Here is a 13232-nt window from a genome sequence, read left to right as displayed (position 1 = left end):
GATAAAAATAAACTTAGGGCGTTATTCTTGAAAGTATTGCACATACTCGAATACTCACGACCAAATATCAGTGGGTACTCACTTCGTTCAGACGCCATTATCCGTCATCAACGTATGCTGGGCATTGAAACAGTCCAGCTTACCAGTCAGCGCTACCAAGAATTTTCAGCGTTGTCAGAGGATGTGGATGGTGTTTGCTATCAGCGTACCCCGGCTTCATCATCTTTCTTACGTCGCATACCCTTTGTCAATTATATGCACCATGTCAGTTACCTGGCTAAGCATATTGATGCGATGGTGCAACAACACAAACCAGATATTATCCAAACGCACTCTCCCATGTTTAATGCACTGGCAGCTTGCAGAGTAGGAAAAAAATATGGCATTCCGGTGACCTATGAGGTTCGGGCTCTCTGGGAAGATGCGGCCGTTGATACAGGTAAAACCAAAGAAGGTAGTCTACGTTATAAACTGATTAAGCACATCGAACAGATGGCGTTTGAGCGGGTAGATGCCATCAGCTGCATTTGTGAAGGTTTGCGCAGTGACTTAATCCAGCGGGGCATTCCCGCAGAGAAGATTTTTGTGACGCCAAATGCCGTTGATATTGAACGCTTTAAGCCCTTGACTGAAGCAAATTTACTGCTGCAACAGCAGCTTAAGTTGACCGGTAAAAAAGTGCTTGCCTTTGTCGGCTCATTCTTTAAATACGAAGGTTTGGCTACGGCTGTAGAGGCCATGGCCATTATCAGCAAACAACGTCCTGATATACATTTACTATTGGTGGGGGGCGGAAATGAGCAGGCCGCATTAAAACAGCAGGTCGCCCAATGCAAACTCCATGACGTCATTACCTTTGTAGACCGTGTGCCATTTGAGCAAGTCAGTCACTACTACAGCCTGGCTGATGCGCTTATTTTCCCGCGCGAAAGTATCCGCTTAACCGAGTTGGTGACACCATTAAAACCTTTGGAAGCTATGGCGCAAGGCAAAGTTGTCTTTGCTTCCGATATAGGTGGACATCGTGAACTGATTCGTCACCAGGAAACAGGTTTATTATTTAAAGCAGATTCAGCCGGGGATCTGGCCAAAGCTATCTTAGACCACATTGATCAAGCAGCTCTCTTTGAGCAGCTCATCAGCAATGGCCTGGACTTTGTCCACAATGAGCGCAATTGGCTGAACACAGCAAATGCTTATTTGCCAGTTTACCGGAGCTTAATCGGTGAGCGATAAGCCTATTTCCATCCTGGCCATTACCAATTTGTACCCTGTGCCCTGGGCGCCTCACAGAGCCAGTTTTAATAAACAACAGTTTGAGCTGTTGGCGCAGCAGGTAGCACTGCGAGTTTTGGTCTTAGTGCCTTGGCGTGAATGGCTTAAACACCGTCATGAATGCCTCGAAACCGAGAGCATTAGTTATGCGCCCTACTTTCAGCTTCCTGGCTTTGGTCGCTCACTGACACCATGGTTCCAACGATGGGCGATTGCCAGAAAGCAATATTGGATTGACCAGGAAAAACCAACGCACCTGCTTGCTTCCTGGGCGTTTCCTGATGCGGTCGCTTGCCTGATGTATGCCAAAAACAAGGCGCTCCCTGTTCTGGTTAAAGTTCATGGCACTGATGTCAACGAGCATACTCTGTATCCGAAGCGCCGGCATCTGATGACAACCTGGCTAAGCCAGGCAAAAGCCATATTCTGCGCCAGTCAGGCTCTGCAACAAAAGCTAATTGCCATCGGGCTAGATAAAGATACCGTTTGTACCAATTACAATGGTGTCCATGCTGAGCTGTTCTACCCGGAACCAACAGGGGCAACTGATAAAAAGATTTTGTTTGTTGGTAATTTACTCGATACCAAAGGTGTTTTCGAGCTGGTGGATGCCTTTCACCTGGCGCATAAAGAAACGGATTGTGATTTGCATTTTATTGGCCAGGGCCCGGCAACCGATGCACTGAAAGCACGGGTTCTGCAGCATGGTCTAGCTGAACGGGTAACCTTTCATGGTGCTTTACCCATTCATCAAGTTGCAGAACACATTCGTAAAGCACAACTGCTTGTCCTTCCCAGCTATCGGGAAGGTGTTCCTAATGTGCTGCTTGAAGCCTGCGCCAGTGGTACCCCCGTTGTTGCAACACGTGTTGGCGGCATCCCGGAAGTGGTCACAGAGCAAACCGGGATCTTAGTTGAACCACAAACCAGTACGGCTTTAGCTGAAGCTATACTTGCTGCGCTGACCAAATCGTGGCAAAAAGATGTTATTGTACAACATGCTACCCGGTTTAATTGGCACCAGAATATTCAGAACGTTCTGGCCAGGATTTGATATGAAAACTTTTTGGCTGGATCTTCGTCAAAAGCAGAACTTTATGCAGCAGCAGGGCTATCAGGTATCCATGCTGCGCACCCTGCTCAGCGATGGCAGCAGTGCCAACTTCCTTTACCGTCTTACTTCTGCGCTTATCCGCTACCGGCTTACCCCATTGGCTTTTATCACTCTCTGGTTGAATAAGTTTATCAATGGATGCGTGCTCGGGGCTGGTTGTCAGTTTGGCAAAGGACTCATTTTGATGCATCCTTGCGGCGTCGTCATCAACTCCAAGGTACGGGGTGGCGACAATATTGTCATTGAAAGCGGTGTAGTCATCGGCGATGAAAAAGGCAAAGCTCCGACACTTGGCCACAATATTTTCATCGGTGCAGGGGCAAAGATTATCGGTGGTGTCCGCGTCGGGAACGGCGTTAAAATTGGCGCCAATGCTGTAGTGGTGAAAGATTTACCGGATCATGTAACCGCGGTTGGCATACCGGCCAGAATCATCAAACAGGAAGATCACCCATGATGGCCGCAGTGTTCTGGCTTGCTATTTTTTTGCTGGTGTATAGTTATTTTTTGTACCCACTCTTACTTAAGCTGTTCATCACCCCGAAAACTCCGACACAACAGCAGCCTGAACATTGGCCAAGTGTGGACGTGATCTTATCGGCATTTAACGAAGAAAGTTGCATCGCCGAGCGGCTGCATAACTTACTGCAGCAAGACTACCCCGGGCCTCTCAATATCCGCGTTGCCTCTGATGGCAGCAAGGACAATACAGGTGCTATCATTCAGAGTTTTGATGACCCAAGGATTCAAGCCGATGTGCACACCGAAAATCGGGGGAAAGTTGCTGTTTTAAATGATCTGGTTGCCCAATCTAAAGCTGATATTCTGGTGTTTACCGATGCAAATACCTTTTTTGCAAAAGATGCTATCCGCCAATTGGTAATGAGCTTCCAACAACAGATAGGCGCGGTTTGCGGTGAACTCCATCTGCACACAGACGATGGTAACGCTAATTCGGATGGTCTTTACTGGCGCTACGAACAATTTTTAAAAAAAAGCGAGTCAGCATTAGGCGCTTTACTCGGTGCCAATGGCGCTATTTATGCAATCCGCCGCACGCTGTATCAACCCTTGCCAGCCAGCACCGTAGTGGATGACTTTTGCATCGTGATGAATATCAAACGCCAAGGGTATGACGTTGTTTACACTACGAATGCTCAGGCATCCGAAGAGGTTGCACCATCGCTGCAGGATGAGTATGGCCGGCGGGTACGGATTGGTCTCGGCAATTATCGGGCTTTTCGCCAGCATCTTTGGGCGCTTTCCCCATTAAGAGGCCCTCTAAGCTGGTGTTATTGGTCGCATAAAGTCCTGCGTTGGTTTGGACCACACCTGATGCTGCTGGTCTTGCTGAGCAACTTATTTTTACTGTCTTCTGCCTGGTATCAGGCGGCCTTAGCCGGCCAGTTACTTTTTTATGGACTGGCCTGGGTGGGTCACCTCAGGATCCAACAAAAACAACCCACCCCATCCTGGCTGGCGATCCTCAGTTTTTTTGTTTCAATGAATGTGGCCCTGGCCCAAGGTTTCTTGCGTTTTTTGCGAGGCAACCAACAGGGGGCATGGAAGCGTACCGCACGCCATGGAGATGCTAAATAATGCTTATCATGATTGTATCTGTTCTGCTGCTTTTGTTTATTGGGCTCTTTGTATTGGTATTGCGCAAAAAGCATATGCATCTGTGGCTTGGCAGTTATCTGCGCCAATGCCTGACACCAAGACCTAAACACCAGGGACCAAAACACATTTTGTTTTGTTTCGTCGACCACTTTGAACCGCAGTGGAAAAACAAAGATTTAGCACGCGAGCGTGCCAGAGTGGACCGCTGGTATCACGACTATCCGGCGATGGCCAGCCAACATCAGGATGCGGATGGTCAACCTCCGAAGCATACCTTCTTTTATCCGGAAGAAGAGTACCGGCACGAACATCTGGCAAAACTATCTGATCTGTGTGCCCGCGGCTACGGTGAGATTGAAATTCATCTGCATCATGATGATGATACGGCAGAGAACCTGTATAAAACCCTCACAGAGTTTGCCCAGGTCCTGCACCATGAACATGGCGCTCTGCCCTTGCACCCGGAAACAGGCCAAATTCAGTATGCTTTTATCCATGGCAATTGGGCGCTTGATAATTCCTTACCTGGTGGCAAACACTGCGGCGTAAACAATGAATTAAAGGTCTTAAAAGACTCAGGCTGCTATGTAGATATGACGCTGCCTTCAGCACCAAGCCCGGCCCAAACCCGTAAAATAAATAGCATTTATTACGCTACAGGCCGGGATGGTCAGTGCAAATCGCATGATAGCGGTGTGGATGTGGAAGTTGGTAAGGCCGCCAGCGGCGATTTAATGATACTGCAAGGCCCACTCGGGCTTAACTTCAGCTGGCGTACCCAAAGCGGTATGCCGCACATTGAAAACAGCGATGTGCGTAAAACCATGCCTCTCCTCAAAACCCGTATTGATCAGTGGGTGAACAGCAATATTCACGTGAAAGGCCGCCCTGAATGGGTGTTTATCAAAGTACATACCCACGGTGCTCAGGAAGGCGATATGGATACCTTGCTTGGCGAACCCCGCCATTTTTTGCATGGCTATCTGGAAGAGCAATACAACGATGGTAAGCAGTATGTACTGCACTATGTATCTGCCCGTGAGATGTACAATATAGCCAAAGCAGCTGAAGCCGGAAAAAGTGGCAACCCGAATGACTATCGGGATTACTTTTTACCGCGCCCACAGTTTAAAGCCCTGGTTAAGGCGTCAGAGCAATGAAGCGACGTCTAGGCCAACTGCTTAGAGATTATCTGAGCAACTCATCCATTGTCAGCCGGCTGTGGCAACGACTGCCGCATGGCATCTATATTTTTAATTACCATCGAATAGGTAATAAATTCGAATGCCCTTATGCTCGTGATGTATTCTCATGCAGTGCCGATGCCTTTGAAAAACAAGTTGAGCAAATAAAATCAAACTTCCAGGTTTTAAACAGCCAACAGCTTTCAGCTGTGCTGGATGGTCAGCATTTATCAGAGCGGTACGCCATGATTACCTTTGATGATGGCTACAAAGACAATTTTGATACCGCCTTTCCTATTCTTCAAAAACACCAGTTACCTGCACTTTTTTTGATCCCAACAGACTTCATTGATACTGATGCTATTCCGTGGTGGGATGAGCTAAGCTTTATTTTGCGCAATAATATCGGTAAAACTCTGGTCACACCTGCCAGTGGCGAAGCATTGCACTTAACACAGGACTCCATTGAGCACCAAATAAGGATCTTCACCCGGCAAATCAAGCAAATACCCGAAGAGGAATCCTTAGCATTCATGGCCCGATTGCGTGATAGTCATGCCGGACTTTGCGAACAATTGCGCGAGCGTCATCAAGAGTTGTTTGTGAACTGGCATGATCTGCAAGTTATGCATTCAGCAGGAATGGATATTGGCTCTCATACCCGCAGTCACAAAATCCTTTCCAAACTGCCCGTACTTCAGCAAGCAGAAGAGCTGCAAACCTCCAAGCAAATCATCGAAGAAAAGTTGGGAGCCAGCATTGTCGCAGTTGCCTACCCGGTTGGTAGTAAGCATTGCTATACCAGTGAAACAAAACTCCTCGCCCAAAAAGCGGGTTACCGGTTGGCGTTTAACAACACTTCAAGCATTAATAACCTGCTCAGCGATCGACATGACATGAACAGGATTTGTGTTATTGACGATGAGGTAAACAAGCTGAAAGCTACTACGGTATTCCATGCATACCTAAGAAAAAGAAAATGAAAGTTATACACTTTACGTCAAGCCTTAACTTAGGAGGAGCAGAGCGTTTTGTGATAGATTTAGCACATACGCAACTGCTTCAACACAACGTGACTCCTACAATCGTGAGTTACGGTACCATGGAAGACAGCCTTAGCTCAGAGGCGCACAATATCGGTCTTAGCTGTTACCATCTAAACAGCGGTGCAGGCAGGCTGAGTCTATTACGCCGACTGCATGCACTACTCAAGCGTATAAAACCTGATGTGCTGCATGTGCACAGTCCTGCAGTGATGAAGTCTCTTGCTTTGCTGTTATGGCTTCAGCCCAAACAATACCAAGTTATTTACACCCGCCATGGTGCCAACCCATATACCCATGGCAGCTGGAAGCTGATGCACAAGCTATTTAAACCAGTGACTGACGTTGCTACTTTTGTTTCTGATGATGCACGAACGAGCTTCTTGCAACACCACAGCTGGGCACCAGAACGTTGTATCACCGTATGCAATGGCGTTTTTGTACCTGCTATCACTGCGCGTGCAAAAGCCGATGAAACCAAATTGAACATAGGTGTGGTTGGCCGGCTCGAACGGATAAAAAGCACTGAGCATCTTTTTGAAGCGCTGAAGATACTACCAGAGCGATGTCAATCTGATATTACAGTTCATATCTTTGGTACTGGCAGTCAAAAAGAGCCTTTGCAAAAGCTGGCGGCAACTCTGGGGCATATCAAAACTGAGTTCCATGGTTTGGTGCTTGATCGGGAAAAAATCTACCAGACCATTGATGTGCAGGTGGTCTGCTCAAAATCTGAGGGCCTTTCGTTGGCGATCATGGAGGGGTTAGCTCGCGGAGTCCCATGCATCGCAACCAAGGTTGGCGGTAATCCTGAACTGATACGCCATGGAGAAAATGGTTACTTATACGACTATGGTGACCAGCAAGCCCTGGCAGAGCATCTGCGCAAATTCTTACTGAATGACTATCCATATCATCAACTCAGTCATCAAGCTCAGCACCGTATCTCTGCCAATTATTCGCTGACCAACACCCAGAGACAGTATACTGAGCTGTATAGCGTCAAGAGGCCACATCAAGCTTAGAAATCGTGACCCGGTGTTTACCACTGGCGGTTAGAGCAATAGCGTCTACATAATGAAAGAACACACTGAGCTCTTGCCCCACAACAGCTTTCACTGCGGATTGAATGCTGTGCTCCATGGCCGCGCTATCCAGCCCAGGCAAGGCCACAATGTTTATTTCTATCCTATCAAGGTGTTCCTGTACCACTTGATAACGTTCCACTTCACGCATTTCACGGAACAATCTGGGGAAAAACTCTCCAGGTATGATTTTCCCCTCCCGGGTAACGATTTTATCCAGCTTTCGACCTTCCACACTTTCTAACAACGGAAAAGGTAAATCACAACTGCAAGAGGTTTGCTTCAGTTTGCCAAGATCGCCATTGACGAAACGAATCAACGGCATGCCATAATTATGCAAATCGGTGATGGTCATATTACCAATACCTTGCGTACCCTGGCCAAAATCATCCGTCACTTCAACCACCAAATGATCTGTATTCAGATGAAGGCCTTGCTGATGGGAACACTCAGCACCAATTAAAGTAAACTCCCGGCAGCCATAGGTATTGAATACCTTAGTAGCAAAGGCTTGCTCAATGATTTCACGCTGACTTTCATAAAGCGGCTCTGCTGCCGAAATAATCCAACCAAGTGATGGTACTTTGATGTTTTTCTCAAGGATATACTGGGCTACTTCAAACAAGGGGGATGTGTACCCTACAATCCCGTGCGGCTTGAAACTGAAGATCTCATCCACAAAACGATGAATATTGTCTTTATCCATGTAAAAAACATTCAGGACATTCCGCCCCAGCATCATATTGTAGAGCTTATCCTTCAAAGCTGCTTTCTTGGCTACACGGCCAATGGCGCCTCCCCAATAGTACAAGGACTTATCACCTAACTCATAACCTGCCCAACCGTAACCTCGCCAGGCGACCCCTTGCCGACGATCATAGTTCTCTCTGTCATGTTCAAATCGAAAGGGCTCCCCCGTTGAACCACCCGTGGTTTTGGTGATGTTTTTACCACGAAAATTAGAAGCGATGAGCTCATCGTAATGCTGTCGCACCAGGCTTTTGGTCAATAACGGTAGTTGATTAAGATCAGCGACAGATTGCACACTGGCAGGGTCAAACCCAAGCTCACGCCAGCTTTTCTGATAATAAGGGACATGCAACTGGCAGTGATGCAGCAAGGCTTTTAATTTTTGCAATTGGATGGCCGCAATTTCATCCGGAGTTTTGTGTTGATTTGCCAGGTATTCTCGATAGTAAAGATGCGTTTTTCTACCACGCAACGATTCGTACAATGGGTACAGGTGTTTGCTTAGAAATGAAAAGTACAGCATAGTCACGCTCCCTGTCAGTAAATGCTATCCTAATGAATATTGTAAGCGAAGGCGCACGCATAAGATACAAGATTCATGGCTGACTGGAAGGAGGAAACATTGGTTAAAAGTTGCATAGCACTCGTACTCGTCTGGAAAGTAGTACTGGCGGATGCGCTGGCGCAAGATATCCTGCTCACACTGCATGCGGATCCTTATATCACACCCAGCCAAAAAGAACTGGTCACCTTTGGTCTCCCGCTGGCACCAGGAATACTGACCGATCCTAGTCAACTTCATATATACCAAGATGGGCAACCGCTGGCAAGAGCGGCAAGGGCGGGCTTACTGTGGCATTGGCGCGATCAAAGCATACGTTCCTTGATTATACAGCTCCATCAGATGGATATGACTCAGGGCGCTGTACAGCTCACACTTACAATAAAAGCATCTCCGGTTGCAGCAGACCTTATTGTTGAAGAACAGCCACATTCTCTTGGCTGGGCTAAAGCCGATCCCATCAATTCGGGTATCTTCCACCCGCGCGTCTATGCACTTCACAGCCCGGATTATTTAGCAACGACAGCTTTGATCCCTCCTTATGCCCCAATCTCAGGACACACCCACCTCACTGAGTTCTTGTCCGGTCAGTTCAGCCACTGGGCCGGCTCACTGAACTACCAGGAATCACGTGCTGCAGACTGGCTGTTTGACCGGCCAAGCGCTTTTTTTAAAGCCTACATGGCCAGCGGAGAGTTGCGTTATTTAAGGGAAGCTTTTTTATCCAAACAATTTTATTTTCAATATGTTCGCAATGACGGGAGTCTACCAAGCCGCGGTGGTGGCTCAGGCTGCTGGACCTTTAAAACGGTATCTTGTGCCGATGGTAAATACATTTACGCTCAGCCAGCAAAGCTTGCATTGGCGCTCAGTGGCGATGACTCACAATGGGATCCTCCCCTAATCGTGAATATGGCCTTGCAAGCAGATCTGGGTAACCATCAACCCAATACCCGACAACGAATTTATCGAGAGAACCAGCCTTTTACCGAGCGTGCCGCTGGACTGGTGGGATTAACAGAGGTGCATGCCTTTGAAATCACCGGTGAAGAACGCTTGCTGTATCACTTCAATGAACGGCTCGACCATTTGTATGCAATGCAGAACGAAACAACCCGATGGGAGCGTTTTAATAACTGGCTGCCTAAAAGCGGTGCCTTTGTTCATGCCTGGAGCGTGCATGAAGGGCATGAACGGGAAGCTCAAGCGGCTACCGGCCAAACCGATAACCGTCGTTTCTCCCCCTGGATGTCAGAAAATATTGCCGACTTTTTATGGCACAGCTTCCAAATAACCCAAGACGAGCGGATACCCGGGATGCTAAAGCGCCTGGGAGATGCCATTGATCGTTACGGTTTTCGCAGTCGGTATCTGAGTGGTGAGCAGTTGGAAGCTCAGTACGAAGCCAGATTCGATGCACAGGGCAGACGAGCCTGTACAGGTGCCTCTGATTTGGCCACCGATTTACTGTACTCCGCCTCCCCTTTTGCTTCCGATAAGGCCATGATCGCAGCGCACGAACAGTATCACTGGACTGACAAACATAACATTCAAATCATTTTGCCACTGGCTCTGGCCTATCACTTTTCCGAGGATACGTCAGACAGAAAACGTTTAGCCGCCCGTATAAGCCACATTCAAGCGCAGTGGACACAAAATGAAAGCCAGAACTGTGCAGGCGTATTTGGCAATACCTATCGAATGTGGAATTGGCAACATCGTTCGAACTCGCTTGCCACCTGGTTGTGGGTACAAAACCACTAACGCTGCTTCGAGATAAGTTCCTGCAAGCTGGCTTGCAACCTGCCTCGAAGCGGAGCTCGAATGAGCGAGTAGTAACATACCAGGGCCGCGGTAATCACAATGACCGGAGCTTTTACCAAAAACTCCAGCCAACTGGCTTCAGGGCGCCACAGAGGCAGATGCATGCTTAACAAAAACGCCAGGGTGAATAACACGGACAAACTTAACAAACCAGGCAACATTGCGGTCCATGGTAATTGCAATATTCTGTTTGCCTGCACACACAAGCCTGCCGTAAACACCAACGCATTGATCACAACCGCAGCCCAGGCTATGCCCATCAGACCGAATAAGCTCCCCAATAACAGCATAAAGCCAACTTGTAAAACCGCACCTATCAGATGCAGCGGCACCAGTTTATGATGACACGCATGAGCGATAAACAACTGGCTGAGTGGTATGGTATATACTTTAAACAAAACCGCCAGAAATAACACAGGCAACAACTGCTGTGATTGCCCAAAGCCCTGCCCCAGCCACAGCTCAATGAAAATCGGGCCACAAACCAGGCCTGACAGCAACAACACACCGTGAAAAAACAAACTTAACTGAATGCTGTGTGCTGCGATCTGTTCAGTGAGCATACCGCTATGCTGCTTACGAATTAAAAATGGCTGTAAAGAGCCGAGTACCGATCGGGTCAGCATCTCGGCCTGCCGAACTAATCTATCGGCTACTGCATAAAAACTTACGGCACTGAGGTTTAACAAGTGACTGATTAGCAGTGGCTCTGAGTTGGTACGAATAATCCTGCTGGCATCCAGCAAAAAGACATGCCGGCCGAATACATACAACTCCTTGATTGCACGCCAACTCACCAACTGCCATGAACAACGTAAATCCGGTTGTAGCCTGTATCCGAGCACAAATCGAGCAATATGCGCCAACAAGTCTGTGCCAAGAGTAGCGAATACCAGCGTCATTAAACCAAACTCAGTGACAAACACAACCATCAATACTGAGCGTAGAATGGTCTGCACGATGGAAATCTTAGCATCTAAGTCAAATCGTAAGTGACCACTGTAGATCCCATGCATTGCATTTGCGATCATATCGGTGACGACTTTGATTAATAGGATTAGCAGGGCAAAGGTCGCTAATGCCCGGAAATCAGGCTCTACCCCTAGCCAAGCAGGATTAGCAGCCAACAGAAAAGTGCAGAGTAACGCAGGGACAGCTAGACCGGCAAACAGCAGCATCCCGGTTGAAAACAAGCGCTGAATTGAGCATGCGTCCTGTCGTTCAATGGCCTGTGCCATAGCTCGTTGAATTGCAGTAGCAAAGCCAAAATCAAATACCGGGAAAATAAAGATAACGGACAACAGCAACAGCCATAAACCATACTGGCTGGTCCCCAATGCCGCAAGCAGGATGGGAGTCAGCAGCAAGGCAGTGGCAACGTTTATCAGGTTTTCAAGCACCCGATAAAATGAACTACCAATCAGCTGGCGCTTCATACCGGCTCGCTGCAACTTTGACTCATTACAACGACACCTTCAAGGTGCCATAGACCATGAAGACCAAAATCCAGGATGCAAGCCCGCAATAAAGCGCTGTTTTATAAGTGAGTAAGGCCTTAATTTCAGGCGCCCATTTCATTACCCGGTAATGTGCAGCAATATTCATACCTATAAAGATGAATAGCAACAATATGTAAGAGCGGCTTAGGAAAAAAGCAGTGACAAGATAAGCAATCATCGAGAAAAACAAAGCCGTACTGATTTTAATTTCATTCAGGATCAGTTCTTTTTGAGGATGATTGGCAAAACGCTCTACTGGTAGTTTAAAAATTTTATAACCAATATAAACGGTTAATGCTAAAGCCCCTCCCCACAAGGTATAACCCAAAGTTCCTAACTCGGAAGCAACGAGGATGTAGGAGTTATGGGCCGTCCGGCCATGCCAGTCCATAAAATTGCCTTTACCGATACCAAACACCGGGTTCCCAAGCAGATAATGTACACCATCGTACCAAGCATAAAGGCGGGAGCGAGCCGAAGCCTCATCAGAACTTAATCCACCAAACTGGGACAACAAGGTCGCCACAACAGGGCCAAATGTAATACCTGCCAGAATCATTCGAGTGCCACCGTAGCGCAATAACAGATAAAAGCCAAACAAGGCGGCTGTGCCCAGTACAGTTCCACGGGAGCCTGTAATATAAACACCATACATAAACACCGCAAAAACACCCAGGCAAAGTAACTTCATCATCACCCCGCCCCGGTGAAAAAAGTAGGCCACGAAAGGAAGGTTCATCACGATCAGCATGCCTAAATCATTCGGATCCTGGAAAATTCCAACGTAAACAATACGGCGCAAATCACCAGCAACAGCCTGGGTACCCGTCCAGCCAAAAGCATCATAGCTTGTGTACTGAACCCAGCCATTATGAATCATGATTAAGGAAGCCGTGATAGACAACAGCATCAACTTGGTTTGCCGCGAGGCAGTACTTACGACTGAGGCAAACAGAAAAAGAGGCAAAATCGATGATATCAGCATACCCTGGGACTCAACCAGTCCCTTGGTACCCCAACCATTGAGCAAAGCAGAAACGCTGATCACAGGAAGCATCAGCAATAACATGGTTTGCTGTATGCTCCAGCGTAAAGGCCGGTGCACCAGCAAAGCAGTAGCGGTTGCCAAAATGGTAAAAATCATAATAATCGGAAAACCGATTAAAAAACCGATGAATTCCTGTGGCCGAATCAACACGAAAGTGGCATATAGAAACAGGAAAAAAAACACAATGGACGAGCTCTGCTCTTGTGGCAAAGTTTGTTGCTGCGCCTG

General features: G+C 47.6%; 11 protein-coding genes. 8 read left to right on the top strand and 3 right to left on the bottom strand.

The window, feature by feature from the left end:
• Positions 1-27 precede the first annotated feature (27 nt).
• Genes ABC502_RS06720 through ABC502_RS06690 form a run of 7 tightly spaced genes read left to right on the top strand, consistent with a single transcriptional unit; the run spans position 28 to position 7261 of the window.
• A complete protein-coding gene (locus ABC502_RS06720; protein WP_345915323.1) occupies positions 28-1236 on the top strand; it encodes a TIGR04063 family PEP-CTERM/XrtA system glycosyltransferase in 1209 nt (402 codons plus the stop codon).
• On the top strand, positions 1226-2329 hold the full coding sequence (locus tag ABC502_RS06715) for a glycosyltransferase (protein ID WP_345915322.1): 1104 nt from the start codon (positions 1226-1228) through the stop codon (positions 2327-2329). The genes ABC502_RS06720 and ABC502_RS06715 overlap by 11 nt, the downstream gene beginning before the upstream one ends.
• Position 2330: 1 nt before the next feature.
• Entirely contained in the window at positions 2331-2846 is a 516-nt protein-coding gene (locus ABC502_RS06710; protein WP_330086266.1) for a serine acetyltransferase, read from the top strand.
• Positions 2843-3988: a glycosyltransferase family 2 protein gene (locus tag ABC502_RS06705; protein ID WP_345915321.1), complete on the top strand. Its 1146-nt coding sequence runs from the start codon at positions 2843-2845 to the stop codon at positions 3986-3988. Before ABC502_RS06710 ends, ABC502_RS06705 begins: the two co-directional genes overlap by 4 nt.
• An 8-nt stretch (positions 3989-3996) precedes the next feature.
• Positions 3997-5169: a hypothetical protein gene (locus ABC502_RS06700; RefSeq protein ID WP_345915320.1), complete on the top strand. Its 1173-nt coding sequence runs from the start codon at positions 3997-3999 to the stop codon at positions 5167-5169.
• Positions 5166-6176: a polysaccharide deacetylase family protein gene (locus tag ABC502_RS06695; RefSeq protein ID WP_345915319.1), complete on the top strand. Its 1011-nt coding sequence runs from the start codon at positions 5166-5168 to the stop codon at positions 6174-6176. Before ABC502_RS06700 ends, ABC502_RS06695 begins: the two co-directional genes overlap by 4 nt.
• The gene (locus ABC502_RS06690) at positions 6173-7261 is read left to right on the top strand and encodes a glycosyltransferase (protein WP_330086262.1); all 1089 of its coding nucleotides are present in this window, start codon (positions 6173-6175) and stop codon (positions 7259-7261) included. Before ABC502_RS06695 ends, ABC502_RS06690 begins: the two co-directional genes overlap by 4 nt.
• On the opposite strand, the gene ABC502_RS06685 is transcribed toward ABC502_RS06690, so the two are convergent.
• A complete protein-coding gene (locus ABC502_RS06685) occupies positions 7239-8594 on the bottom strand; it encodes a phenylacetate--CoA ligase family protein (RefSeq protein WP_345915318.1) in 1356 nt (451 codons plus the stop codon). The genes ABC502_RS06690 and ABC502_RS06685 overlap by 23 nt on opposite strands.
• Before the next feature lie 99 nt (positions 8595-8693).
• Here ABC502_RS06685 and ABC502_RS06680 point away from each other — a divergent pair, with 99 nt between their 5' ends.
• The gene (locus tag ABC502_RS06680; RefSeq protein ID WP_345915317.1) at positions 8694-10397 is read left to right on the top strand and encodes a hypothetical protein; all 1704 of its coding nucleotides are present in this window, start codon (positions 8694-8696) and stop codon (positions 10395-10397) included.
• On the opposite strand, the gene ABC502_RS06675 is transcribed toward ABC502_RS06680, so the two are convergent.
• Positions 10394-11908, bottom strand: a complete 1515-nt coding sequence (locus ABC502_RS06675) for an oligosaccharide flippase family protein (RefSeq protein ID WP_345915316.1) — start codon at positions 11906-11908, stop codon at positions 10394-10396. The two genes, ABC502_RS06680 and ABC502_RS06675, sit on opposite strands and share 4 nt — an antisense overlap.
• Before the next feature lie 10 nt (positions 11909-11918).
• Positions 11919-13187 (bottom strand): O-antigen ligase family protein, encoded by a 1269-nt coding sequence (locus tag ABC502_RS06670; protein ID WP_345915315.1) that lies wholly within the window; start codon positions 13185-13187, stop codon positions 11919-11921.
• Between the last annotated feature and the right edge of the window lie 45 nt (positions 13188-13232).

The sequence above is a fragment of the Alkalimonas sp. NCh-2 genome, assembly GCF_039631345.1.
GTDB classification, from domain to species: Bacteria; Pseudomonadota; Gammaproteobacteria; order Enterobacterales; family Alteromonadaceae; genus Alkalimonas; species Alkalimonas mucilaginosa.
The sequence above is the reverse complement of the archived record's forward strand: the minus strand, read 5'-3'. Positions and strand labels throughout refer to the sequence as shown.

Excerpts from the sequence above, each read along its gene's own strand:
- ABC502_RS06710 (WP_330086266.1), top strand. The coding sequence starts at position 2,331 with ATGAAAACTTTTTGGCTGGATCTTCGTCAAAAGCAGAACTTTATGCAG.
- ABC502_RS06705 (WP_345915321.1), top strand. The coding sequence starts at position 2,843 with ATGATGGCCGCAGTGTTCTGGCTTGCTATTTTTTTGCTGGTGTATAGT.
- ABC502_RS06700 (WP_345915320.1), top strand. The coding sequence starts at position 3,997 with ATGATTGTATCTGTTCTGCTGCTTTTGTTTATTGGGCTCTTTGTATTG.
- ABC502_RS06695 (WP_345915319.1), top strand. The coding sequence starts at position 5,166 with ATGAAGCGACGTCTAGGCCAACTGCTTAGAGATTATCTGAGCAACTCA.
- ABC502_RS06690 (WP_330086262.1), top strand. The coding sequence starts at position 6,173 with ATGAAAGTTATACACTTTACGTCAAGCCTTAACTTAGGAGGAGCAGAG.
- ABC502_RS06685 (WP_345915318.1), bottom strand. The coding sequence starts at position 8,594 with ATGCTGTACTTTTCATTTCTAAGCAAACACCTGTACCCATTGTACGAA.